Raw genomic sequence first — 23,570 nt, 5'->3', positions numbered from 1 at the left:
CTTCCTCTTGCCGGCGTATTCCGCATCTGAGAAGCTCATTTGGCTCATCGTTCCGATTGTCCCGATTCCTTCAACCGACACAACGTCTCGCGGCATGATTCGCGGACTTGTTCAGACCTTCCCGAGACATCCTCTGGACTCAGCGAGATGAAAGCGGATCAATAACGCCCGCGGCGCCGCAGACCGCCGAGCACACCGAGGCCCGCCAGCACCGTGAGCCAGGTCGCTGGCTCAGGCACAGGCGCCGGCGGCGTGAAACCTGATGCCCACACGGATGCAAAGATCAGTGCGGCCACCGTGTCGTTGCTGGCGTTGGTCAGCGTGAAGCTGTACTCACCATCGCCGGCAAAACTGTGCGCACCCGGCAGTGCAGGGTCCGCGGAAATGGACAGCCCCTGGAAGCTGCCGTATCTGCCAAACAGGTCCTGTGCACCGAAGTTCACGTTGGCGATGGCGGTTTCGCAGACCGACCCGACGCAGCCGAATCCGTCCAGGCTCACCCCCCAGTGGTAACGCGCACTCACCACCACCGACGTCTGCGGCGCGATCCAGATGCCGGCCGACCCGCCCGGAACGTCGGTGAAGACGTCGTTGTTCACGGTACTGATCACGCCCGTGTTGATGGCAGTGGTGTGCACATCGGCCTGCAGCCCGGACAACGCGCCAGTGGCGGCGAACAAGGACGTGTCCGTACCACTGATCAGCACCTGCGTCTCGGGCAGCCAGCCGTCCTTCACATCGGCCTGGTGTTGCGGTGCCTGGGGGCTCATCAGGTCGATCACCGAGCGGGCCACTGCCGCCCCGCTCGCAAAGTCGAAGCCTGCGACCTGCCCGTCATCGGGCGCAAGGTCCGACACCTGGAATTGGATGTCGAACAGCGTCGCGGACGCGGTGGTCGCCTGCGCCACCGGAGCCATCGCGCTGCAGACGACGGTCATGCAGGCACAAGCCCAACGCAGCGCCAGACGGCGCATCATGGTCGTTTGCATTGAAGTTCTCCCTGAACGAAAGAACCGATGGTCGGTGGGGTGACGGGTTACCACGATCCCTAAATCATCGGCGCGGCGAGGTGTCCGCAGGCACTTCGGTTGCTCGATGTGCACTCGGTTGTGACCGCTTGTTCAAACCGGTCCTCGCCACAGTGCTTGCATGCCATCCCGCACCCATCAGGTTCGTCATGAACGCCGGACACAGCGCAGGTCGCATGGCTCATGGCTGGCTCGCTCTGGCGGCGCTGTGCGCGCTGTGCGCGCTGTGCAACGCGGCCGCCGACGCGGCCGAGCCGCCGGCGGCCGCCTCCGGCCGCTCCGCAGCGTCGTCGCCGGCTTCCAAGCACGCCATCGACCATTCCGGCCGCAAGCGGGTCGGCAAGGCCTCGTTCTACAGCGGCCGCTTCGCGGGAAAGACCATGGCCAACGGCGAGCCGATGGACCCGAAGGACGACAACGCCGCCAGCAAGAGCCTGCCGCTGGGCACACGCGCGCGGGTGACGAACCTGGAAAACGGGCGCAGCGCCACGGTGACCATCGAGGACCGGGGTCCGCATGTGAAGGGCCGCATCCTGGACGTGTCGCCTGCCACGGCAGCGCGCCTGGGCATCGACCGCGAAGAGGGTGTGGCCACGGTGGAAGTGGCGCCGATCGCGGTGCCGCAACCGGATGGGAGCATCAAGCCCGGTGCGGGTGCCGCGCGCTGAGCGCCCTGCCCCACCCCAGGCGCTTCACGCCCCCGGCCGCTTGCGCTGCCCGCGTGGCGGCGGCATGGGATCCAGCGTCATGTCGTGCACGTCCGACTGGGTTTCTTCATACGGCGTGCCGCACACCAGGCCGCCCAGGGCTTCGAACGCGGTTTCTTCGTTGATCATGCCGGCACGCAGCCGGTCCAGCGCCAGCCGGCAGCCGTTGACCAGCTCCTCGTAGGCGCGCACGGCCGGGCCGAGGCGGTGGCCGGACTTCACCGGGTCGGTGCGCACCGGCGGGCCCAGCACCAGGTCGATGCGCTGCACGGCCTCCTGCTTGGTCAGCTCGTTGGCCGACGCCCGGCGCAAAATGCCTCGCAGGTCATCGACCAGCGCCTGCAAGTCCTGAAGTGCGGTTGCTGCATCCACCGTGTCGTCCTGCTGCTGTGACGGTGCCTGCACGACCATCGTGACCTACCGCCGATGAACAGCTTCCAAGCAGGCGGTGTGCCCATCGATGTGACACGCGGCAACTCCCTTGTGCAAGCGCAGCGGCACGGGGCTTGCCGGCGCCTTTTGCCCAGCCCGGAAACCCCATGAACATCCACCTCAGCCTCACACCGCTCATTTCGCTGATCGCCGGCATCCTCATCCTGGTGATGCCCAAGCTGTTGAACTTCATCGTGGCCGTGTACCTGATCGCCATCGGGCTGATCGGCCTGTTCGGCCTGGGCGCCATGCGGCTGCACTGACCGGCTGCGCCGGCGGCTTCAGGCGATGCAGGTGCGGTTCTTCCCGCTGCGCTTGGCTTCGTACAAGGCCTCGTCGGCGCGCTCCAGCGCCTCTTCGATGCGCTCGCCCAGGCGGTAGGTGGTGACGCCGGCGGAGAAGGTCACGAAGACGGGCTGCTCCTCGTGCATGAACAGGCTGCCGCTCAGGGAGCGTTGCAGCCGGGTGAGCACCTGCTGCGCCTCGTCCACCGGCGTGCCGGGCAGCACCACCACGAATTCCTCGCCGCCGTAGCGCGCTACCACGTCGATCGGCCGCAGCGAGCCTTTGACATGCTCAGCCAGCGCCTTCAGGGCCTGGTCGCCCGCGCCGTGGCCGAGTGAATCGTTGAGCTTCTTGAAGTTGTCGATGTCCAGCAGGCCGAGCGCCAGCTCGCCGCCGTCGCGCTCCAGCTTGGCGCGCTCCACCTCGAAGGCCTGCTGCAGGCCGCGCCGGTTGTTGATCTGCGTGAGCGCGTCGGTGGACACCTCGTCGGACAGGCGGCGCAGCTCGCCTTCGAGTTCGCGCACCTTGCTTTCCAGCTCGGTGGCGCGGCTGTGCTCGGTCTTGAGCCGGTCCTGCGTCTGGCTCACCAGCGACTGCACGGTGCGGCTTTCTTCCACCATCTCGCGCACCGCGCCGGCCAGGCTTTCCAGCGAGTCGGCCTGCTCCACCACCTCGGCATACCGGCCCACGCTGTCATGGAAGCGGCCGGTGTGCTCGCTCAACGCGCCCAGCTCCTCCAGCATGCGGTGGATCAGGCCCTTGAGGGCATCCCGCGCCGCATCGCGCTCGCTGCGCAGCTGGTGCTGGCGCGTGCGGGTCTGCATCAGCAGCTCGGTGGCCGCGCGCACACCGCGCACGCTGGCCGCGTCGCCCAGGCGGGCCTGCAGCGCCTCGCACTGGCCGCGGGCCCAGCTCTCGTCCTCCGACAGCTCGGTCAGGCCCGCCGCCAGCTCCTGGCACAGCACCACCAGGCGATCGAGCAGGTGATGGCGGTGCGCCAGCAGGCGGCGGGCGCGCTGGCACACCTGCTCCACCGCGGTGGCCAGCTCGGGCGTGGCGCCGTCGGCGGCAATGCGCCCGGCCAGGTGGGCGAGTTCGTCGGCCAGCTCTTGCGCGCGCGGCTCGCCGCTGGGCAGGGCTGCCTGCACGGTGGTCTCCAGCTGGCGCACCAGGGGCTGCCAGGCACCGGCGGGCACGGCGGGGGCCACCGGTGGCGGCGCCGGCACCAGGCTGGTGGGTGCCGCTGCGTCCACCGTTTCGGCCGGTGTGTCAGGCAGGTCGCCGAAACCGGTATCCACCGCCTCGTCCACGCTGTCGGTCTCCCAGCCGCCCACCAGCTGCTTCAGGCGCTGTTGCAGCCGTTGCATGTCGCTGCGGCTGCCTTCGAGCACGCGCTGCAGGCTTTCCTTCTTGCGGCCCACCGTCCACTGGCGGCCACCGCGTTCCAGCCCGCGCGCCACACGCTCCAGCAGCGCGGCCCAGGCCTGGGCCTGCGCCACGCCGCTGTCGGCGCCGCGGTCCAGCGCGCGCTGCGCATCGTCCCAGCGGCCTTGCAGCAAGGCCTTGGCGAGCTCTTCCCGCACGGCCGGTTCGTCGCCGGTGCGCTGCACCAGGCGCTCGATCAAGGGCCGGGCCCGTTCGGGGAACGGTGGCGGCGCGGACGAGCCGGCTTCTTCGGCATAGGCGCGTGCGTAGTTTTCCGGCGTGGGCTCGAGCTTGGACATCGCCAGCCGGCGCAGCGCCGCCTTGGCGATCATGGCCGGCGCCTGGCTGCCGGCGGGGATGACGTTGGAGGCGGTGGCGCCGGTGCGCGCACCCGCGGCTCGCCCGGTGTCGCGCGGGATGTCCACCTGGGGCCCCGCGCTTCAGCGCCCGCCGACCAGGCGTGCGCCGTCGGCGGCGTCCAGCGCGCTGGCCTGGCCGATCCAGGGCGCCTTGCGCGGCAGCACGGTCTGCTGCAGCCAGCGTTCCAGGTCGTCGGGCGGGATCGGGCGGCTGAACAGGAAGCCCTGCATCACGCCGCAGCCCAGGCGGTGCAGCACTTCCATCTGGCGCAGGTTTTCCACGCCCTCGGCGATGACGCGCAAACCGAGCGAGCGGGCCAGGGCGATGATGGCGGTGACCACCGCGGAGCTCTGCGGCGTTATCCCCAAGTCGCGCACGAAGCTGCGGTCGATCTTGAGCTCGGAGATCGGCAGCGTTGTCAAATACGCGAGGGACGAATAGCCGGTGCCGAAGTCGTCAATCGAGATCTCCACACCGATCTCGTTGAGCCGGTGCAGCGACGGGATGACGTTCTGCAGGTCCTTCATCAGGCCGGTTTCGGTGATCTCCAGCTGGATCGCACGGTGCGGCACGCCATACATGCTGACCGACTCGTGGATGTGCTCCACCAGGTCGGAGCGCTCGAACAGCCGGTTGGGCAGGTTGACCGCGATGGAATCGTTGAAGCCGAAGCTCACCTGCCACACCTTGGCCTGGCGCGCGGCCTCGCGCAACGCCCATTCGCTCAAGGGCACGATCAGCCCGGTTTCCTCGGCCAGCGGGATGAAGTCACCCGGTGGCACCAGCGTGTTGCCACGTTGCCAGCGCATCAGCGCCTCGGCGCCCACCATGCGGGCGGCACGCACGTCCACCTTCGGCTGGTAGTGCAGCACCAGCTCGTTGCGCTCGATCGCCTTGTGCAGCGCGCTTTCCAGCTCCAGCTTCTCGCGCCCGCGGCCGGCCAGCTGCGGGCTGTACACCGACGACGAGTTGCGCCCGGCCGACTTGACCGAATACATCGCCACGTCGGAATTGCGCAGCAGGTCGGCCACCGTGGCGCCGTCCCGCGGGTACATCGCGATGCCCACGCTGGCGGTGCAGAAGCACTCCTGCCCGCCCACGAAGATCGGCTCGCGCATCACGTCCAGCATGCGCTGGGCCACGCGCTCGGCGTCACGCTCGTCGATCACCTCGGGCAGCAGGGCCACGAACTCGTCGCCGCCCAGGCGGCCCACGGCCTCCAGCGTGCGGTGCGAGCGCGAGCCCACGGCCTCGAGCGCGCCTTCCATCACCTGGTCGCTGTGGCGCACGCAGCCGCGCAGGCGGCGCGCCACTTCCATCAGCAGCTCGTCGCCGGCCGCATGGCCGAGCGTGTCGTTGATGACCTTGAAGCGGTCCAGGTCGATCAGCAGCAGCGCGGCGTTGTGGTCCAGCCGGCGCGCGTGTTCGAGCGCGCGCTCGGTGCGCCAGATCAGCTGGCGCCGGTTGGGCAGGCCGGTGAGCGTGTCGAAGTTGGCCAGGTGGCGGATCTTGTCCTCGGCGATGCGCCGATCGGTCACGTCCTGCACGATGCCGGTGTAGCCCGCGCTCTGGCCGTGTTCGTTGAACTCCGGCTCCGCCTCCACATGGATGATGCGCTGGCGCCCGTCGTACAGGGTGACCGGCACGTCGGTGGCCAGCACCGAGCTGTGGTTCATCACCTCGTGCAGCAGGCGCAGCAGGCCGCGCCGCTCGGCCGCCGGCACCATGCGCAGCAGCTGGCGGAAGGTGAGGTGGTCGCCCGGCCCGTGGCCGAACACGCGCAGGCCTTCGGGCGACAAGGTGAAGCCGCCTTCGGCCCGGCGCCAGTCGAAGCTGCCCATGCGCGCCAGGTCCTGCGCGCGCGCCAGCTTGGCCTTGCTGCGCTCCAGCTCCAGCCGGGTCCGGGACGCCCGCAGCAGGTAGCGCAGGCGCCCCGCCAATAGGCTCCACTGGGTGGACTTGACGAAGAAGTCGGTGGCACCGGCCTGGTAGGCCCGGGTGATGGAGGCGTCGTCGTCCAGCCCGGTGAGCATCAGCACCGGAATGTTCTCGAAGCCCGGCAGCACCCGCAGCTCGCGGCAGGTCTGGAAGCCGTCCAGCCCGGGCATCATCGCGTCCAGCACGATGATGTCGGGCGACCAGTCGGCCAGCATCTGCAAGGCGCGCTCGCCGCTGGAGGCCTCGGTGATGGCAAAACCGCGCTCGCGCAGGGCGATGGCGGTGAGCAGCAGGTTCACCTCGTCGTCGTCCACGAGCAGCACCTTCGGCTGCTCCAGGCCGTCGTCGTCGGCAAAGGCGTGCTGCAGGTTCATCGGTCCAGCGCTGGTTTCAGGACCGCCAGGACGCGGTCACTTTCCGTCACCATACCATCGAGCAGGCTGTCCAGGCCCTCGGTGTCATCCTGACGGATGCGACGCTCGATGTCGGCGCACACCTTGGACAGCTCCAGCGCCCCCACGCTGGCCGAGGAGGACTTCAGCGTGTGGGCCACGTGGCGCATCGCGGCATGGTCGCCCACGCGCCGCGCGTCCTGCAATTGCTGCAGCAAGCGTTGCAGGGAGCCCTCGAAGGCGCGCAACACCCGGTTCAGCAGGCCGTTGGCCCCGCTGGGGTCCAGCTCGCGCAGCCGCTCCAGGGCCTGGGCGTCCAGCACCTGGGTCAAGCCGTCCATGCCGCTGCGGCCAGGCGGCGCCGACGATGGCGCGCCCCCGGCATCGGGGCCGGACGCGGGGGCGGCGGGAGAGAGGCGGCGTCTGAGCATGGTGTGGAGTTGGCTTTGCCGGAAAGGTTTGGAGAGATAGTCGTCGAAGCCTAACGCGAGAAAGCGTTCCTCGTCGCCGCCCAGTGCGTTGGCGGTCACGGCCACCACCGGCGTGGTGGGCGGGGTGATGAAGGGAAACCGGCGGGTCGGCCCGCGGCGAAACCACTGCAGCGCCTCGGTGCCGTCCATGCCGGGCATCTGGATGTCCATGAGCACCAGGTCGTAGCGGTGTTCGCACAAGGCCTTCAGGCCCTGCAGGCCGCTGGCGGCCACCCGCACCTGACAGCCGAGCCCGCGCAGCATCTGGCTCACCACCTCCTGGTTGACGACGTTGTCTTCGATCACCAGGATGTGGCGATGCAGCGCCACCGTCAAGGGCGCCCCCCCCAAAGGGGGTTGGGCCACGCCAAGGATGGCCTGGCGCAACTCTGTCTTGCGCAGCGGCTTGGCCACGAACCGGTGGAAACCCGCAGCCAGCGCGGCACGGGCATCGTCGGGGGCAGCCACGGAGGACAGCAAGATGAGCTTCATCTGGGCTTGGATGCCCTCGTCGCGCAAGGCCCGTGCCAGGGCGAGGCCATCCATGCCGGGCATCTTCATGTCCACCAGCGCCAGGTCGAAGTGCGGGTCCACCGGCGTGCGCCCGCGCAGGATCTCCAGCGCCTTCATGCCGTGTTCGGCCACCACCACATGCAGGCCCCAGGCGCCCAGCATGTTCTCCAGCACGGTGCGGTTGGTCTCCTGGTCCTCCACCACCAGCACCCGCATGCCGGGCAGGCTCTGGGCGTCGCCATCGGGCACCAGGGCGTCGGGGCTCGCCGGCGCCAGCGGCAGCGTGAAGCGGAAGCACGAGCCCACCCCCGGCGTGCTCTGGGCCGAGATGCTGCCGCCCATCAGCTCCACCAGCTGCTTGGAGATGGCCAGCCCCAGCCCGGTGCCGCCGTAGCGGCGCGACATGCCGCCATGCCCCTGGGTGAAGGCATTGAACAGGCGCGGCAGCAGCTCCGGCTCGATACCGATGCCGGTGTCCCTGACCTCGAAGACGAACTCGTGCGCCGGGCCGTCATGAGGCAGCTTCAGGTCCACCACCACCTCGCCGGCTTCGGTGAACTTGATGGCGTTGGCCACCAGGTTGGTGAGCACCTGGCGCAGGCGCAGCGGATCGCCATGCACCATGGCGGGCAGGCCAGGCTGCTCGCGAAAACCCAGCTCCACCCGCTTTTCATGGGCGCGCGGGGCCAGCAGCTCCAGGGTGTCCTCCACCACATCGCGCAGCGCGAAGTCGCAGGGTGCCAGCTCCAGCTTGCCGGCCTCGATCTTCGAGAAGTCCAGGATGTCGTTGATGATCTCCAGCAGCGACTCGCCCGAGCGGTACACCGCCTGCGCGAAGCGGCGCTGCTTGTCGGTGAGCGGCGTGCCCAGCAACAGCTCGGTCATGCCGAGGATGCCGTTCATCGGCGTGCGGATCTCATGGCTCATGTTCGCCATGAACTGGCTCTTGGCCTGGCTGGCGGCTTCGGCCGCGTCGCGCGCACGCTGCAGCTCCAGCTCATGCTCGCGGTCATCGGTCACGTCGGTGATCAGGCCGTACACGCACAGCTCGCCGTCGTGCAGCGCCTGCGCCCGGGTGCGTGAACGCAGCCAGCGCACCCCCTTGGCGGGATGCTGCACGCGAAAGCTCACGTCCACCGGCTCGCCGCGCTGCTCACGCTCGAAGCGGCTGAAGTAGATCTCGTGATCTTGAGGCAGCACACGTTCGAAGAAGCAGCGTGGCGCTTCGCCGAGCTGGGATTCGTCCACCCCCCAGGCATCGAGCACCCGCGAGGACAGGTAGTGGAACTGCGTGCGCTGCAGGTTGGCGACGAACACGCCGTCGTCCACCGCATCGGCGAATTCACGGAAGCGCACGCGCGACTCCGCCAGCTCGTGCTGCGCCCGGCGCTCCGCACTCACGTCGCGCGCGATCGCGATCAGCGCCCTGGGCTTGCCGTCGTCGCCATAGGCGGCCAGGAAGCGGGCGTTGATGATGCGGCGCGGCGGCTCTTCGAGCACGATGAATTCGTGCTCTATGACACGCTTTTCGCGCACAGCCCGCCACATGGCCTGCTCGGCGTCGGGCGGCAGCAGGCCCTTGAACACGCTGGTGACCTTGTGCCCCAGCGCCAGCGCGGGGTCGATGCGCAGCTCGCGCACGGCCTGCTGGTTCAGGTGCACGATGCGCAGCTCGCGCGCCTCCATCACCACCAAGCTGGCGGGCAGGTTGTCGGTCAGCGCGCGCAGGAAGGCCGCGTCCTGCATCAGCGCGTCGGGCGCGGCGGCAGGCGGCTCGGCAGAGGGCAGCAGGGAGGTGGACATCTCGCGCGACGAAGGACCAGGCTGGCAGGCGAACATTCGGTGGCGCCAAGTTCGCGCCGCCGGCCGGGTCGGAACCCGCCAGCTTCTTCTGGTTTCGTCTGGAAACAGCCGAACTTGAGCCGCACGCCGCTGAACGAGCGCGCGCCCGTGGGCAAACGCCTAGTTCCCGGGCGCCGTGGGCAGCGCACCCGTCCTTACAATGGACCGATGCACCGTGCGATAGAACCACGCACCCCGGCCACGCGCCAAGGGTTGCTGCGTTACGCCATCGTCGCCGCGGTGCTTGCCGCGGTCGTGGTGATGGGCTGGTCCCTGTGGGCCGGGTCGGCGCCCGATGCGCCGGCCACTGACGGCAACGGCTCGGTCTGGCTCTTCGGCGTGGCCGCGCTGCTGCTGGTGGGCGCGTGTGCCGCCGCGGCGGGGCACTTCCATGCGCGGCTGGGCCTGCTGGAGCAGGCGCAGCGCAAGCCCGAGGCCACCACGCCGGCCAGCGCCGACGGCATCGACACGGCCGCTCTCACGCTCACCTTGCGCAGCATGCCGGGCCCGGCCTGGCTCTTCACGCGCGACCATGAACAGGCAGCGCTGAAGCTGTGGCGCTGCAACGAGGCGGCCGACGCGCTGTTGCGCGACAGCCCCACCCCCAAGCCGGCGGACTGGGCCGCGCTGGCCGCCGCGTTGCCGGCGCCGCTGCAGCAGGCCGTGCGCCAGCTCGCGCCCGGCCAGAGCCTGCAGCACGCCGGCTGGTCGCTGCGGCTGGAGCAGTACCACGCACGCGGCGGCCCGGGTGCCACCCAGCTGCTGGTGATGCTGCCCGCCGCGGCTCCCGCAGGCAACAACGACGAGGCGGCGGAGCAGGAGGCGTTCAGCTACACCGTGTCGCACGACCTGCGTGCGCCCATCCGCGTGGTGGAGGGCTTCACCCGCATCCTCAAGGAAGACTACGGCCGGGTGCTGGACCGCATCGGCAACGACCACCTCGACCGCGTGCTGGGTGCGGCCGCCCGCATGAACAGCATGATCGATGCGCTGCTGGCGCTCAGCGCACTGAGCACGCAGCCGCTGGCACGCCAGCCGGTCAACCTGTCGCAGCTGGCCGGCTTCATCGTGGACGACTTGAAGCGGGAGTCCTGCCAGCGGACGGTGGAGGTGGAGATCCAGCCCGGCCTGATGGCGCACGGCGACCCCACCCTGCTGCGCATGGTGCTGGAGAACCTGCTGGGCAACGCCTGGAAGTACACCGGCAAGTGTGGCAGCGCCCGCATCAGCTTCGGCACCGTGCAGGTCGAGGGACGCGAGGTGTACGTGGTGCGCGACAACGGGGCCGGCTTCGACATGCGTTTTGCCGACCGGCTGTTCGGCGTGTTCCAGCGCCTGCACAGCGCCAACGACTTCCAGGGCACCGGCGTGGGCCTGGCCTCGGTGCGGCGCATCGTGCGCCGCCATGGCGGAGAGGTGTGGGCCGAGTCGGAGGTGGGCCAGGGCGCGGCGTTCTACTTCACGCTGCCTTCGCGCTGAGCGTGCCCAAGGCGGGCTATGCCTTGCCAGGCAGGGCCAGCAGTTCCACCGCTTCCACCAGCCGCTCGGCCTGGGCATGCAGCGAATGGCCTTCACCCAGTGCCAGCCGGTGCAGGCGGTCGAGCGCATCGCCGCGCAGCAGCGAATAGCGGTGCATCAGGATGCCGATGGCGATGGGGATGACGTCGGCCACCTCGTCGTTGCTGGCCGGCTGGTGGCCGGCGCCGGCCGCGGCGAGCTCCGCATTGCGCGCCGCCACAGTGGCGAACGCGGCCTCCACGGTGGGCACGATCTGCCCGATGTCCAGCGGCTTGACCAGGTAGGCAATGGCGCCCAGCGCCTTCACCTGCTCCACCGTGTGCTCATCGGAGAAGGCCGAAAGGAACATGAATGGCGTCTGGCAGTACTCGCGCAGGTAGGCGGCTACGTCGAGGCCGCTCTTGCCTTCCATGCGGATGTCCAGCAAGGCGAGGTCGGGCTTGTGCTGGCGGGCGAGCAGGATGGCGTCATCGCCGTTGTCGGCGTCGATCACCTCGTAGCCGGCCTGGGCCAGGCCGTGGGCCACCGTGGCCAGCACCAACCGGTCGTCGTCGACGACCAGGATCTTTCCCTTACCGCCCATGTTGCCCGCCGCTGTTTGAATTGGTGTATCCCGGCTCGTGACCGGGGGCGCCATTGTCGCGCAAAGGCGCCGCGCGCGGCTACAAGGATTCCAGGGCGGTGATGCCAGGGGGGACGAGCGTGATGCGTGCCACGACCAGCGGGCCTTCGGCGCCCAATGTCAGGGTGGCGCTGCGGCGCGGCAGCAGGGCCCGCACCAGTCCGAGGCCGGACACCCCACCCGGGATCCGTGCCACGCTGAAGCCCTCTGGCAGCTCGCCATGGTTGGCGATGGCGATGCTGACCTGGTTGTCGCCGCAATGCAGGGCGCAGCGCACATCGCCATCGCGGCTGTGCTTGATCGCATTGGTGAGCAGCTCGTTGAGGGTGAGCGCGATCGGGATGGACTCCGCCTCGGGCAGCGCCCACCGGTGCGGTGCCGCGCCCTGCACCTCCACCACGATGCTGCGGCCGAACATGCGCTGCACGGAGGCGGTGATCGCCTCCAGCACGCTGCGGATGCGCAGCGGGCCGGCCGCGCCCACCTGCAGCCCGTACACCTGCGCGATCGCCTGCACCTGGCCGATCGCCTCGCTGATCACGGGCGCCACCTCGGGCCGGCGCTGGGCGATCTGCTGCATCAGGCCAGCCACGCCCTGCAGGTTGTTCTTGATGCGGTGGTGCACTTCCTTGACCAGCATCTCGCGCTGGGCGATCGCCGCTTCGTAGCGCGCCTGCTCGGCCGCGCGCTGCTCGGTCACGTCGCTGGCCACGAACAGCAGCTGCTCGGGCGCGCTGGCGCCCGCGGGCGCCAGCGGCACATAGCGTGCGTCCCACACGCGCAGCTGGCCGCCGGTGTGGCGCCGGTATTCGCGCCGGGTGGCGTCCTGGCTGCCCAGCGCCAGCCGCATGTCCTCCACCAGGCGCTCGGAGAACTCGATGTCGAACAGCTCCTCGGGCGCACGCCCCACCGCAGCGTCCAGCGTGCTGCCTGCAAAGGTGGCGGCCATCTGGTTGAGCTGCGCCAGGCGCAGGGTGCGTGCATCGATCAGCCCGATCGCGAGCGGCGCGGTTTCGATGATGCGTTGCAGCGAGGCCTGGGTCTGCGCCATGTTGATCTCGGCCTGGCGGCGGCGCTCGATGTCCAGCAGCGCAAAGGTGAGCTGGCGTTCGCCCGACTCGCGCCCGGTGACCACCGCATTGCCGACCACCCAGAATTCGCGCCCGTCGCGGCCGATCAAGCGGCATTCGAACGCCTCGGCCTGGCCCTCGGCCAGCGCCTCCAGGTAGTGGGTGCGGCGCAGCGGATGGTCGGGCTCCGGCGTGGCGACGGTGCTGATGGGCTCGCCCACGAAGTCGGCCAGCTCGCCGGCGAACATGCGGCGCGCCGAGCGGTTCATCCACTCGATGCCGCGCTCGCCCACGGTGACGATGCCCACCAGCACCGAATCAAGCACGGCGCGCGTGCGCTCGGCCTGCAGCACCAGCGACTGGCGCGCGCGATGGCGCTCGTCCACGTTGACGTAGGAACAGATGGTGCCGGCATCGGGGTCGGCCTCGTCGACCGCGCGCTTGCTGGCCTGCACCCACAGCACCGAGCCGTCGCGGCGGCGCAGCCGCCGTTCGGTGGTGAAGCGGCCCTGCTGGCGCAGCACCTCCTGCTCGATGCGGCGGTATTCGAGGTAGGCCGCGCGGTCCTCGAACAGCTCCGCATGGTCCAGGCCGTTGAGCTCGGCGGTGGCATAACCGGTCATCGCCGCCAGCGCCTGGTTGGCGCGCTCCAGCCGGCCGCCGCGGACATAGGCGATGCCCACCTCGGACAGGTTGAACATCAGCTCGCGCTCGCGCAGCAGCTCCTCCAGCTCGGCTTGCTGCTTCTTCAGGCGCGAGATGTCGGTGAGCACGGCCACCGCCTCCATGTGAAGGCAGTCGCTGTTGGCGCGCCGCACTGACAGCGAATACCAGGCGTCGCCGTACAGACTGCCGGCGGCGCCGTGGACGCGGAACTCACTCTCGAACACACGCGCCGTGCGCAAGGCGGTGAGGCTGTGCCGCAGCGCCGGCCAGGCCACCGGATGCGCTGCGAGCAGCTCGCCGAGCGGCTGCCCGGCGGGCGATTCCACCAACCCCAGCATGCGCTCGAAACGTTCATTGCAGCGCACCAGCAGGTCGCCGCGGAAATAGGCGATGCCGGCGCTGCTGACGTCCAGCAGGGTGGACAGCTCGCGCAGCAGCTGCTCGTTGCGCATGCGCGCCTGTTCCTGGTCGGTGACGTCCAGCGTCACCACCGAGGTGGTGCGCCGGCCCGACGCGAGCTGGCCGGGCTCCACCCGCGTGAGCAGCCAGCGCTCGCCCAGCTCGGGGTGGCGCACCGCATAACGCACCTCCGCCCGCTCGCCCTGCTTGAGCGCGCGCTGCAGCCGTTCATAGTCGGCCAGCGACTCCGGCACCACCATGTCGCGGCCGATGGATTGCAAGCCGGCCGCGCCAGCCTTGCCGCTGCCCTTGCCTTGTGCACTGCTCACCCAGCCGCGCGACTCCTCGAAGGTGGCGATGCCGATGCTGGCGGTGTCCATCAGGGCACCGATCTCCAGCTGCGCCAGCTCGCGCTCTTCTTCCAGCGTGCGGTCTTCCACCACTGCCATGAAGCGGCGCTGCCCGGCGCCGGTGGCGAAACCGCGCACCAGCGCACGCAGGCGCAGTCGGCGGCCATCGGGCGTGGCCACGGACACACGCCGCTCCAGCGGCGGGGCACCAGGCGCAAGCGCCGGCGATGGCGTGCTGTCCTCCCAGGCCAGCAGCTCCTGCAGCGGCTGCGGCGCATGCGCCACCACCTCGGGCACATCGCCCACCAGCGACGCAAAGGCCGGGTTGCTGCGCAGCAGCAGGCCGCGGTCGTCGAACAGCACCATGCCCACCGGGCTCAGGTCGAACCACTCGTCGAGTTCGCGCACCGAGCGGTCGGCCTGCTCGCGCGCCACCCGCTCGGCGGTGATGTCGTGCACCACCGACAGCCACAGCGGCTGGCCGGAGGAGCCGGTCAACGCACAGCGTGCCAGGCGGAACCAGCGTTCATGGCCGGCCGCGTCGATCAGCCGGCGCTCGATCATGGGCACCAACGCCGGCTCGGCGGTGTCCGGCTGCAGCTGCTGGCGAAAGTCGAAGCTGCGCTGGCGGTCCTGCTCGGGCTGCAGCAGCACGGGGTCGATGCCGAGCAGTTGCTCGCGCGAGAAGCCGGTGAAGTCCAGGTAGGCCTGGTTCACCGCCACCAGCTTGAACTGCGCGTCCTGCACCGTGGCCGGAAAGGGCGACTCCCAGAACAGGCGCAGCAGCTGACGCGATGCGACGGTGGGCACCCCCAGCGCCTGCAGCTCAGGCAGCGGCCCCAGCGTGCCGGTGTCGCGTGCGGGCTCCAGCCGCAAGGCCCACTGGCCCAGCTCCAGCACCTGCAGGCTCGCCTGCACCTGCCGGCCGTCAGCCAGGAACAGCGGCGCCACCGGCTGCTGCCCGGCGCCACTGCGTTCGAGCAGCAACCAGGCCATCAGCTGCGGCCCCAGCACCGGCTCCAGCTGGGCCAGGGTGAACCCGGGCTCGCAGGCCAGCAGCCGCATGGCGGCGCGGTTGCACAGCAGCACGGTGCTGCGCGCGTCGAACACCACCACGCCGTCGGAGGACGCGTCGATCAGCGCACGCAGGCTGATCGGCGGAACACTGGACGATGCAGGCGGCAGACGCGGTGGCGGCATCCCGCGAAGGTTAATCGAGCTGCGAGGCGTTCGCGAGCGCGCGCAGCTCGGCGCGGTTGATTTCCGTCACGCTCATCATCAGCGCGTCGGCGGCGGCGCGGATGTCGAACAGCGACTCCTGCTCCACCGCGAACACCACGTCGAAATACGGCTGGAAGGGGCCGGAGTTGTCCACCAGCGCCTGGTACACCCGCTCGGGCACGGGAATCGTCTTCAGCAGCTCGGCAAACGGCTGCTGCATCATCTTGTCGAGCAGGGAGAACACGCCGCAGATGAACATCTCGTTGCGCATCTCCTCGTCGGCCTGGGTGGAACGCGCCAGCTCTTCCATCAGCAGGCCGCGCCGCACCGCGGCATACATGACCGGCTTCATGTTCGCGTCCTTGCTGGCCGAAGCGAGCAGCAGCGCTAGCCAGCGCTTCAGGCGCTGGTAACCGAGCAGCATGAGCGCATGGCGGAAGGAGCTCACTTCCACGCGCAGGCCGAAGGCCGGCGAGTTGATGTAGCGCATCAGCTTGAAGGCCAGCGTCGGGTCCTGCTTGAGCGTGGCTTCCAGCCGGTCGCCAGGCTCTTCCTTGTCGACGCGGCGGATCAGCTCCACGATGGTCTGCATGTCCGGGCGCGACGCGTTGCGGGTCGACGAGGACTGGATCGCGTCGTCCACCGGCCAGCCCAGCACTGCCACGGCGCCGCGCTGGAAGGCCTGCTCCATCTGCTCCAGCGTGCGCACACCGGACTGCACATGCGAGATGGTGCGCGACACACCGGGCGCGGGCGGTGCGTCGCCGCGCCGCTCCTCGCTCAGGTCGATGATCGAATACTTGAAGCAGGGCAGCACCTCGCGCGGCAGTTCCTGCAGCGGGCGGCCCTTGATCAGCAGCGTGTTGCCTTGCGCATGCAGGCGGCGCAGCGCCTCGCTGTGGGTGGTGTCGCTGGCCATGAAGGCCGGCACCTCGATCCACAGGTTGGTGGAGAGCTTGGCCGCCAGCAGCTCATGCAGCAGGGTCTCGCTGACGATGTTCAAGGACACCTGCCCGCCGGCGCCGGGCCACACCTCGTTGAGCGTGGCCAGCAGGGACGCGGAGCTGAGCGCGAGGTCCGGCTTGGCCGGAAACAAGGTGAGCCGCGTGGCGATGACCGCGCGGTTGCGGTCGATCATCGGCGAGTAGCCGAGCACCACCTGGCCGAGGATGGGGTGTTCCGTCATTCGTTGTTCTCCCTGGCCGCCAAGGCGTTCACCCACTGATGTACTGGAACAGCGACATCCTCTGCACCATCGAGTAGGTTTTCAACGCCGCATCGTAGCCGCTTTGCTGGTTCTGGAACTCGGAAATGGCCTGCACCATGTCCAAGTCTTCCGCATTCGAGCGTTCTGTCTCACCGTACAGCTTCAGGTCGGTCAGCCGGCTCTGCGCGCCGTCGCTCAGGTTGAGGATTTCGCCCACCTGGCTGCGTAAAGCGCCCAGGCCGGACATCACCTGGTCCAGGTCGCGCAGGCTGCTGTTCACACCCTGCTGGATCTCGCCGCTCTTGCGCGAAGGTGTCTTCAGGTCGCCGACGGCGCGGTCGATCGCGTCGAACACGCTCAGGCTGGGCGTGGACGGCACGGTCTCGAACTGGTCGCCATCGGCCGGCTGGCCGGTGACGTTGAACGACATGCCGTCGATCTCGATCGCCTTGCCCGACTGGTAGGGCACGCCTGCCAGCGCGGTGGGGTTGCCGTCCTGCAGCACCGAATAGGTGGTGACACCGGCAGCCACGCTGAACTGCACCGTGTAGGTGGAGGCGGTGAGGTTGCCCGGCAGGGTGACACGGCCGCCGTCGATCCAGGCGTTGCCGGTGTTGCCGGCGACCGGCCGGGTTTCGAACACGCCGTTGCCGGTGCGTGCCTGCAGCCAGGCGCCTGCGCCATCGACCGTGAGCGGCAGCTGCTCGGGCAGCGCGACGTTGATGCGGCCGCTGATGCCGCGGTACTGCACCCCGCCGGGCGCGTCCACGAACGGCGGCTGGCTGGTGCCCTGGCCGCCAAAAAGGTAGCCGTTGGCGCCATCGCTGCGGTTGGCCACCCCCAGCAGCTGCGAGCGCAGGCCGGCGATCTTGTCGGCCAGGCTGGCTCGTTCGGTGTCGGTGAAGCTGGCATTGCCGGCCTGCACCAGGGTCTCGCGAATCTGCTGCAGCAGGTCGGACGCATCGCCGATCGCCGCCTCGCTCAGGGTCATGGCATTGCGGCTGGCATCCAGCGCACGCTGCGACGCCTCGCTGCGCGCCACGGTGGCCAGCGCACGCTCGGCCCGCGCGGCCGCCACCGGGTCGTCGCTGGCCGTCAGCACCCGCTTGCCGCTGGTCAGGCGCCGCTGGCTGTCGCTGAGCTCGGTCTGCCGCTTCTGCAGGCTGTCGACGGTGGCGTCGAAGGCGTTGTTGGTGGTAATGCGCATCAGGAACTCCCCGTTCAGCCACCCGCGGTCTGCAGGAGCGTGTCGAAAATCTGCTGGGCCACCTGCAGCACCTTGGCCGCGGCCTGGTAGCTCTGCTGGTACTGGATCAGGCGTGCGGCTTCTTCATCCAGGTTCACGCCGGCCTGGCCGGAACGGGCCTGTTCCGCCGTGGCCGCCACGCTGGCCGAGATGTCGGCGGCGTTGTTGCCGCTTTGCACCCGCACGCCCACGTCGGCCATGGCCGCGGCATAGGCCTCGGTCATGGTGTTGCCGCCGGTCAGCTGGCCCAGGCCGTCCAGCGACTGGCCAACGAAGCTCTGGTCGCGCAGGGCGGCCAGCGCCAGCGCGTTGCCGTTGTTCGTGGCCGGGTACAGGGTCTTGCCGATGCTGATCGCGTCGCCGTTCGCCGGCACGCCGTTGAGCTGCAGCTCGAAGCCGTTCAAGGCGATCGGCTGCCCCGCCGTCCAGGTGCCGGTGCCGCTGCTCACCAGCGCGTTGCTGGTGCGGTCGCGCAGCTCCCAAGCGTAGTCGCCGGTGGCGGAGGTGAAGCTCAGGTTGGCGGTGAGCTCCGGGTTCACGCTGCTGCCCACCACCGTGAGCGAGGCGACGCTGGCGGTGCCGGTGTTGGTGGCGGGCACGGTCGCCGTCACCGGAGAAGCGGCGGCCAGCGCGCGCGGGTCGTCCAGCACGCGGGCCATGCCGTTGGCCGCACGCGCCACCGGCTGCAGCAGGAAGCGCTCGTTGGGCCCCGGTGCGGGCGCGTTGACATCGATGCGCATGCCGTCCACCACGTCGCCGCTGGCGATGGTGCGGGTGAGGCCGTCGCTCAGGCGCGTGAGCACATAGGCACCGGCATTCGCCGGGTCGGCCTGCAGCTCGTAGTCGCTGGCCTGCAGCTGGGTGCCGTCGACGGTGGTGAGCGACACGCTGCTGATGAACTGGCCGCTCGCATCCTTGGCGTTGTTGGCGTTGGGCACCGATCGTGGCGCGCCCACGGCAAACACCGGTGCACCGCTGCCCGGCGGTGTGCGCAGGTCCAGGCCGAGCGATTGCTGTTCATTGAGCCGGGCGCTGAAGGCCGCGGCCATCTGGCCCAGCAGGTTGCGCGCGTCCACCAGGTCGCTGTTCTGGAAGCGCAGCAGGCCGCTGATGGCCCCCGCGCCCAGCAGGTCGAAGGGCAGGTCGCGCACCAGGCCGTTGTCGTTGATCGCGATCGCCGAACGGGCCGGGTCCGCCGGGTCGGGCGCCACTTGCAGGGAGGCGGCCTGGTTGCCCAGCACCAGGCGCTGGCCGCCCGCGATGAACACGCCCAGCGTGCCGTCCTCCGCACCGACGGTGCTCACCTGCACCAGCTCGGACAGCCTGGACACCAGGCGGTCGCGCTCGTCCAGCAGGTCGTTGGGTGCATGGCCGGAGCCACGTACCGCGGCGATCTTCTGGTTCACGTCCGCAATGCCGCGGGCCAGCTCATTGACCGTCTTGACCGAGTTCTTCAGGTCCTCGCCGACGCCGCGCTGGATGGCGTCCAGCTGGGTGGCCGACGCATTGAAGCGCGCCGCCAGTTCGCTGGCCCGCGACAGCACCACCTGGCGTGCGCCGATGTCCTGCGGATTGCTGGCCACGTCCACCATCGCATTGAGGAACTGGCCGGCCGAATAGCCGATGCCGGCCTCGCCCATCGGGAAGGCCCGCTCCAACTGGGCCAGCTGCTCTGCACGCGCCTTGTCCATCGAGGCAATGGACTTGGACACTGCCGCCTCGCGGCTGAGGAACTCGTCGTACGAACGCGTGACGGTGGAGACGTTGACGCCCTTGCCGAAGAAGCCGGCGCCGGTGTACTGGCCCTTGGCCGTCTCCAGCTCGACCTGCTGGCGCGAATACCCGGCGACGTTGGCGTTGGCAATGTTGTTGCCGGTGGCCTGCAAGGCGGCGTAGTTGGCCGCCATGGCCCGCACGCCGAGCGACATGACTGCGGAAACACCCATGGTTCAGGCCCTCTGGTTGGTGCCGATCAAGCGAGCGACCGCTGCAGCCGCAGCGTGGTGTTGATCACCCGCGTGAGCTTGTCGGCGTAGGCCGGATCGGTGGCATAGCCGGCGCGCTGCAAGCCCTGTGCAAAACCCCGGGCGCTGTCCGCATTGGCGATCACCCGCTCATAGCGCGGGTTGTTCTTCATCAGGCTGGCGTAGTCGGCAAACGAGGCCTCTGCGCTTTCATAGGCGCGGAACTTGGCCTTCACCTTGTGAGCCTGGCCGTTGATGTATTCGGTGGTGGTCACTTCGGCCACCGCGCCCTTCCAGCCCGGGCCGGCCTTGATGCCGAACAGGTTGTGCGACGGCGTGCCGTCCGCATGGCGGATGTCGCGCTTGCCCCAGCCGGTTTCGTGCGCGGCCTGTGCAATGAGGAAGCCGGCCGGAATGCCGGTCTGCGCTTCCACCGCGCGCGCGGCGTCCTGGTGCTGGGCCACGAAGCCCTGGGCCGCGCCCATGGCCTTGCGCACCTGCGGGGTGTCGGGGGTGCCAGCGCGCAAGGCCGTGGTGGCGGCCGCGCTGGCCGGCAGCTGCGGATTCGCGGGTACGCCCATCTGGCGCTCGAGCTGGCGCGCGATCACGTCGGCCAGCCCGCCGGGCAGGCCGCTGATCTGGTTGGACAGCTGGGTGTCCAGCAGCTCGCTGCCGAGCTTGGAGCCTTCGTTGTCCAGGAAGCCGGAAGGCATGGTGCTCTGGCGCATGCTCTTCATCAGCTCCTGCATGAACAGGCCTTCGAACTGCTTGGCCGCCTCGCGCACCGCGCTCCTGGGGTCGGCGCCGGCCTGGTTCTTCAGCTGGGCGACGGAGCGGCCGTCGGCACTCAGGGCCGGCTGCAGCGGGATGCGGTTGGGGATGACTGCCATGGCGTCGAGCCTCAGATCACTTCAAGCTCGGCATTGAGCGCGCCGGCACTCTTCATCGCCTGCAGGATGGCGAGCAGGTCCTGCGGCGTGGCACCCAGCGCGTTGAGCGCCTTCACCACGTCAGTCAGGCGCGTTCCGGCGGCCATCTGCACCAGCGAGCCACCCTGTTGCGCAATCGAGATGTCCGTTTTTTCGCTCACCACTGTCTGCCCGCCGGACAGGGCGCCCGGCTGGCTGACCACCGGGGTGGAGCTGATGGTGACCGACAGGTTGCCGTGCGCCACCGCGCAGGCGTTGAGCGTGACCGCCTGGTTCATCACCACCGAGCCGGTGCGGGCGTTGATCACCACCTTGGCGGCCGGTGCGGCCGCGTCGAACTGCAGGTTCTCGATGTCGGCCAGAAAGGCCACGCGCTGCGCCGGGTTGGCCGGCATGCGCAGCTGCACCACACGGCCGTCCACCGCCACCGCGGTGCCCTCGCCCTTGGCGCCGTTGATCACGCGCGCCACTTCGCGCGCGGTGTTGAAGTCCGAGGCATTGAGGTCGAGCTGGATCACGTCTCCCTGCTGCAGCGGCGTGGGCACGCTGCGCTCCACCGTGGCGCCCTGCGGGATGCGGCCGGCCGACAGCTGGTTGATCTGCACCTTGGAGCCGCCGGCCGACGCACCCGCGCCACCGATGACCACGTTGCCTTGCGCCAGGGCGTAGATCTGGCCATCGGCGCCCTTCAGCGGCGTGGCGATCAAGGTACCGCCGCGCAGGCTCTTGGCATTGCCGAGCGACGACACGGTGACGTCCAGCGGCTGGCCAGGTTGGGCGAAGGCGGGCAGCTGCGTGGTCACCATCACGGCGGCCACGTTGCGCAACTGCATGTTGGTGCCGGCCGGCACGGTGACGCCCATCTGCTGCAGCATCGCCTGGATGCTCTGCGTGGTGAAGGGTGTCTGCGTGGTCTGGTCGCCGGTGCCGTCCAGGCCCACGACCAGGCCATAGCCCACCAGCTGGTTGCTGCGCACGCCCTGCACCGCAGCCACTTCCTTGATGCGGGCGGCCGCCGCGCCCACCGGCCACCACAGGGCCGCGCTGGCTGCGATCACCGTGAGGATGACGAGCAGGCGGACGAAGCGGTCGATGGAGGATTTCATGGTGGCGGCATCAGGGTGTTCGGGCCTCGTGCATGCAGGAGGCTGTGGCCACCATTCTTGAATTCTTTAGATCGGCAGAACGCTCAAAAAGAAGCGGGCCAGCCAACCAATTCCCTGCGCCTCGGCCTGCTGGCCGCGGCCACGGTGCTCGATGCGCACATTGGCGATCTGGGCGCTGGCCACGCTGTTGCCGGGCTGGATGGCCCGCGGGTCCACCTGGCCGGAAAAACGCAGCACGTCCACGTTGTGGTTCACGCCGATCTGCTTTTCGCCGGCAATCAGCAGGTGGCCGTTGGGCAGCACGCCGGTGACCACTGCGGTGATGGTGCCGGAGAAGTCGTTGCTGTTCTCGGTGCTGCCCTTGCCGGAGAAGGCATTGCTGGAGGTGCCGTCGGCACTCGCGCGGGTGAGCGCCGATGGCTTCAGGAAGGGCAGCGCGGTGACGCCGGCGCTCACCGTGCCGCTCTTGTCCACCGTGCTGGTGGACTTCTGGCTGGCGCTCACCTTCTCCACGATCTGCACCGTGAGGGTGTCACCCACCAGGCGGGCGCGATGGTCCTCGAACAGCGGGCGGTACTGTGCGGCCTGGAAGATGGCGCCGTTGTTCACGGGGGCCGCGGCTTGAGCCTGCTGGGGCACGGCGGTGGTGGGCTCGGCCACGTCCACCTTGGGCGCGCCGATGTAGGCACAGCCGGCAAGATGCGGTAGGGCCGCGGCCAGAAGCCCAGCGAACACCACGGAACCGGCTTTGCCGGGCCGTCGGTGTTGCCCCCTTGAGGGGGTGGCGCCGAAGGCGCTGCGGGGGGGAGTCATCATCACAGTTGACCGAGGCGCTGCAGCATCTGGTCCGAGGTCTGGATTGCCTTGGAGTTCATCTCGTAGGCACGCTGCGTCTGGATCATGGACACCAGCTCCTCCACCACGTTGACGTTGGAGGTCTCGACGAAGCCTTGCTGCAATGAGCCCAGCCCATTCGCGCCTGGTGCCCCCGAGTTGGCGGTGCCGGAGGCGGTGGTCTCGGCAAACATGTTCTGGCCCTTGGGGTCCAGGCCGGCGGGATTGACGAAGCTGGCGATCTGGATCTGGCCGATGGACTGTGCAGTCGCCTGGCCCGGCAGGGTGACGCTCACCGTGCCGTCGTTGCCGATGGTGACGCTCTGCGCCTGTGCGGGGATCGTGATGCCCGGCTGCACGACATAGCCGTTGTTGGTCACCAGCTGGCCATTGCTGTCCACCTGGAACGAGCCGTCGCGGGTGTAGCCGGTGGTGCCATCGGGCAACTGGATCTGGAAGAAGCCGTTGCCCTTGATCGCGATGTCGAGGTTGTTGGTCGTCTGCTGCAGGTTGCCTTGCGAGTAGTTGCGCGAGGTAGCCACCGCGCGCGTGCCCAGGCCGAGCTGCAGGCCGGTGGGCAGCTGCGTCTGCTCGCTGGAATTGGCACCCGCCTGCCGCAGGTTCTGGTAGATCAGGTCCTCGAAGACCGCATGCGCCTTCTTGTAGCCGTTCGTCGAGACGTTGGCGAGGTTGTGCGAGATGGTGTCCAGCTGGGTCTGCTGGGCTTCCATCCCGGTCTTCGAAATCCACAACGAACGGATCATGGCGCTACTCCTTGTCGCTGTGACGGATGTTCGGCGGACTTGAGGGGGCGGGAGCGGGGGATAAAAGGGGTTTTGGGGGGGTTGTTCCTGTGCGAGTCCAATTCAGATCTGGCCAGACGACCGCAGATCGGGTGGGATGGACATGACCCGGTCCGTGCAGCGACACTGATCATCCTGGGCAGGTCAGGCCCGACAGCGCTCCCGCCTTTCGTCGAGTGCTGCGCCGTTGATCCAACAGCCCAAGCCCTCCAGCGAGCGGACATGCTCGGCAATCCGAACATG

General features: G+C 69.2%; 17 protein-coding genes. 3 read left to right on the top strand and 14 right to left on the bottom strand.

Features of this window, described 5'->3' with window-relative positions; genetic code table 11:
• Positions 1-158: 158 nt before the first annotated feature.
• Entirely contained in the window at positions 159-1,103 is a 945-nt protein-coding gene (locus VPH43_RS11550) for a PEP-CTERM sorting domain-containing protein (protein ID WP_328577841.1), read from the bottom strand.
• Between the two features lie 74 nt (positions 1,104-1,177).
• On the opposite strand from VPH43_RS11550, the gene VPH43_RS11545 reads away from it, so the two are divergent.
• On the top strand, positions 1,178-1,696 hold the full coding sequence (locus VPH43_RS11545) for a septal ring lytic transglycosylase RlpA family protein (protein ID WP_328577840.1): 519 nt from the start codon (positions 1,178-1,180) through the stop codon (positions 1,694-1,696).
• Positions 1,697-1,720: 24 nt separating this feature from the next.
• Here VPH43_RS11545 and VPH43_RS11540 read toward each other — a convergent pair whose 3' ends face one another.
• Positions 1,721-2,140, bottom strand: a complete 420-nt coding sequence (locus VPH43_RS11540; RefSeq protein ID WP_328577839.1) for a hypothetical protein — start codon at positions 2,138-2,140, stop codon at positions 1,721-1,723.
• Positions 2,141-2,274: 134 nt separating this feature from the next.
• On the opposite strand from VPH43_RS11540, the gene VPH43_RS11535 reads away from it, so the two are divergent.
• Complete coding sequence (locus tag VPH43_RS11535; protein ID WP_328577838.1) at positions 2,275-2,430, top strand: DUF3096 domain-containing protein; 156 nt, start codon at positions 2,275-2,277, stop codon at positions 2,428-2,430.
• Positions 2,431-2,448: 18 nt separating this feature from the next.
• Here the strand turns inward: VPH43_RS11535 and VPH43_RS11530 are convergent, their stop codons facing one another.
• Genes VPH43_RS11530 through VPH43_RS11520 form a run of 3 tightly spaced genes read right to left on the bottom strand, consistent with a single transcriptional unit; the run spans position 2,449 to position 9,353 of the window.
• On the bottom strand, positions 2,449-4,302 hold the full coding sequence (locus VPH43_RS11530; RefSeq protein WP_328577837.1) for a GGDEF domain-containing protein: 1,854 nt from the start codon (positions 4,300-4,302) through the stop codon (positions 2,449-2,451).
• A 15-nt stretch (positions 4,303-4,317) separates the two neighbouring features.
• Positions 4,318-6,549, bottom strand: a complete 2,232-nt coding sequence (locus VPH43_RS11525; RefSeq protein ID WP_328577836.1) for a putative bifunctional diguanylate cyclase/phosphodiesterase — start codon at positions 6,547-6,549, stop codon at positions 4,318-4,320.
• Positions 6,546-9,353 (bottom strand): response regulator, encoded by a 2,808-nt coding sequence (locus VPH43_RS11520; protein WP_328577835.1) that lies wholly within the window; start codon positions 9,351-9,353, stop codon positions 6,546-6,548. Before VPH43_RS11520 ends, VPH43_RS11525 begins: the two co-directional genes overlap by 4 nt.
• A 207-nt stretch (positions 9,354-9,560) precedes the next feature.
• Here VPH43_RS11520 and VPH43_RS11515 point away from each other — a divergent pair, with 207 nt between their 5' ends.
• The gene (locus VPH43_RS11515; protein WP_328577834.1) at positions 9,561-10,871 is read left to right on the top strand and encodes a sensor histidine kinase; all 1,311 of its coding nucleotides are present in this window, start codon (positions 9,561-9,563) and stop codon (positions 10,869-10,871) included.
• A gap of 16 nt (positions 10,872-10,887) precedes the next feature.
• Here VPH43_RS11515 and VPH43_RS11510 read toward each other — a convergent pair whose 3' ends face one another.
• The 9 genes from VPH43_RS11510 to flgG all read right to left on the bottom strand — a co-directional run bounded on the left by VPH43_RS11510 (position 10,888) and on the right by flgG (position 23,288).
• A complete protein-coding gene (locus VPH43_RS11510; protein ID WP_328577833.1) occupies positions 10,888-11,493 on the bottom strand; it encodes a response regulator in 606 nt (201 codons plus the stop codon).
• A 79-nt stretch (positions 11,494-11,572) separates the two neighbouring features.
• Positions 11,573-15,217: a PAS domain S-box protein gene (locus tag VPH43_RS11505; RefSeq protein WP_328577832.1), complete on the bottom strand. Its 3,645-nt coding sequence runs from the start codon at positions 15,215-15,217 to the stop codon at positions 11,573-11,575.
• Positions 15,218-15,227: 10 nt separating this feature from the next.
• Entirely contained in the window at positions 15,228-16,424 is a 1,197-nt protein-coding gene (locus VPH43_RS11500) for an EAL and HDOD domain-containing protein (protein WP_328577831.1), read from the bottom strand.
• 28 nt (positions 16,425-16,452) lie between these two features.
• Positions 16,453-17,652: a flagellar hook-associated protein FlgL gene (flgL, locus tag VPH43_RS11495; RefSeq protein WP_328577830.1), complete on the bottom strand. Its 1,200-nt coding sequence runs from the start codon at positions 17,650-17,652 to the stop codon at positions 16,453-16,455.
• A gap of 14 nt (positions 17,653-17,666) precedes the next feature.
• A complete protein-coding gene (flgK, locus tag VPH43_RS11490) occupies positions 17,667-19,637 on the bottom strand; it encodes a flagellar hook-associated protein FlgK (protein WP_328577829.1) in 1,971 nt (656 codons plus the stop codon).
• 26 nt (positions 19,638-19,663) lie between these two features.
• The gene (gene flgJ, locus VPH43_RS11485; protein WP_328577828.1) at positions 19,664-20,545 is read right to left on the bottom strand and encodes a flagellar assembly peptidoglycan hydrolase FlgJ; all 882 of its coding nucleotides are present in this window, start codon (positions 20,543-20,545) and stop codon (positions 19,664-19,666) included.
• A gap of 11 nt (positions 20,546-20,556) precedes the next feature.
• Positions 20,557-21,690: a flagellar basal body P-ring protein FlgI gene (locus VPH43_RS11480; RefSeq protein WP_328577827.1), complete on the bottom strand. Its 1,134-nt coding sequence runs from the start codon at positions 21,688-21,690 to the stop codon at positions 20,557-20,559.
• A gap of 66 nt (positions 21,691-21,756) precedes the next feature.
• A complete protein-coding gene (locus VPH43_RS11475; protein WP_328577826.1) occupies positions 21,757-22,425 on the bottom strand; it encodes a flagellar basal body L-ring protein FlgH in 669 nt (222 codons plus the stop codon).
• 80 nt (positions 22,426-22,505) lie between these two features.
• A complete protein-coding gene (gene flgG, locus VPH43_RS11470; RefSeq protein ID WP_328577825.1) occupies positions 22,506-23,288 on the bottom strand; it encodes a flagellar basal-body rod protein FlgG in 783 nt (260 codons plus the stop codon).
• Positions 23,289-23,570 lie beyond the last annotated feature (282 nt).

It is taken from the genome of Ideonella sp. BN130291 (assembly GCF_036231905.1).
Classification (GTDB): Bacteria; Pseudomonadota; Gammaproteobacteria; order Burkholderiales; family Burkholderiaceae_C; genus CAMLIZ01.
The sequence above is the reverse complement of the archived record's forward strand: the minus strand, read 5'-3'. Positions and strand labels throughout refer to the sequence as shown.

Excerpts from the sequence above, each read along its gene's own strand:
- VPH43_RS11545 (WP_328577840.1), top strand. The coding sequence starts at position 1,178 with ATGAACGCCGGACACAGCGCAGGTCGCATGGCTCATGGCTGGCTCGCT.
- VPH43_RS11535 (WP_328577838.1), top strand. The coding sequence starts at position 2,275 with ATGAACATCCACCTCAGCCTCACACCGCTCATTTCGCTGATCGCCGGC.
- VPH43_RS11525 (WP_328577836.1), bottom strand. The coding sequence starts at position 6,549 with ATGAACCTGCAGCACGCCTTTGCCGACGACGACGGCCTGGAGCAGCCG.
- VPH43_RS11520 (WP_328577835.1), bottom strand. The coding sequence starts at position 9,353 with ATGTCCACCTCCCTGCTGCCCTCTGCCGAGCCGCCTGCCGCCGCGCCC.
- VPH43_RS11515 (WP_328577834.1), top strand. The coding sequence starts at position 9,561 with ATGCACCGTGCGATAGAACCACGCACCCCGGCCACGCGCCAAGGGTTG.
- VPH43_RS11510 (WP_328577833.1), bottom strand. The coding sequence starts at position 11,493 with ATGGGCGGTAAGGGAAAGATCCTGGTCGTCGACGACGACCGGTTGGTG.
- VPH43_RS11505 (WP_328577832.1), bottom strand. The coding sequence starts at position 15,217 with ATGCCGCCACCGCGTCTGCCGCCTGCATCGTCCAGTGTTCCGCCGATC.
- VPH43_RS11500 (WP_328577831.1), bottom strand. The coding sequence starts at position 16,424 with ATGACGGAACACCCCATCCTCGGCCAGGTGGTGCTCGGCTACTCGCCG.
- flgL (WP_328577830.1), bottom strand. The coding sequence starts at position 17,652 with ATGCGCATTACCACCAACAACGCCTTCGACGCCACCGTCGACAGCCTG.
- flgK (WP_328577829.1), bottom strand. The coding sequence starts at position 19,637 with ATGGGTGTTTCCGCAGTCATGTCGCTCGGCGTGCGGGCCATGGCGGCC.
- flgJ (WP_328577828.1), bottom strand. The coding sequence starts at position 20,545 with ATGGCAGTCATCCCCAACCGCATCCCGCTGCAGCCGGCCCTGAGTGCC.
- VPH43_RS11480 (WP_328577827.1), bottom strand. The coding sequence starts at position 21,690 with ATGAAATCCTCCATCGACCGCTTCGTCCGCCTGCTCGTCATCCTCACG.
- flgG (WP_328577825.1), bottom strand. The coding sequence starts at position 23,288 with ATGATCCGTTCGTTGTGGATTTCGAAGACCGGGATGGAAGCCCAGCAG.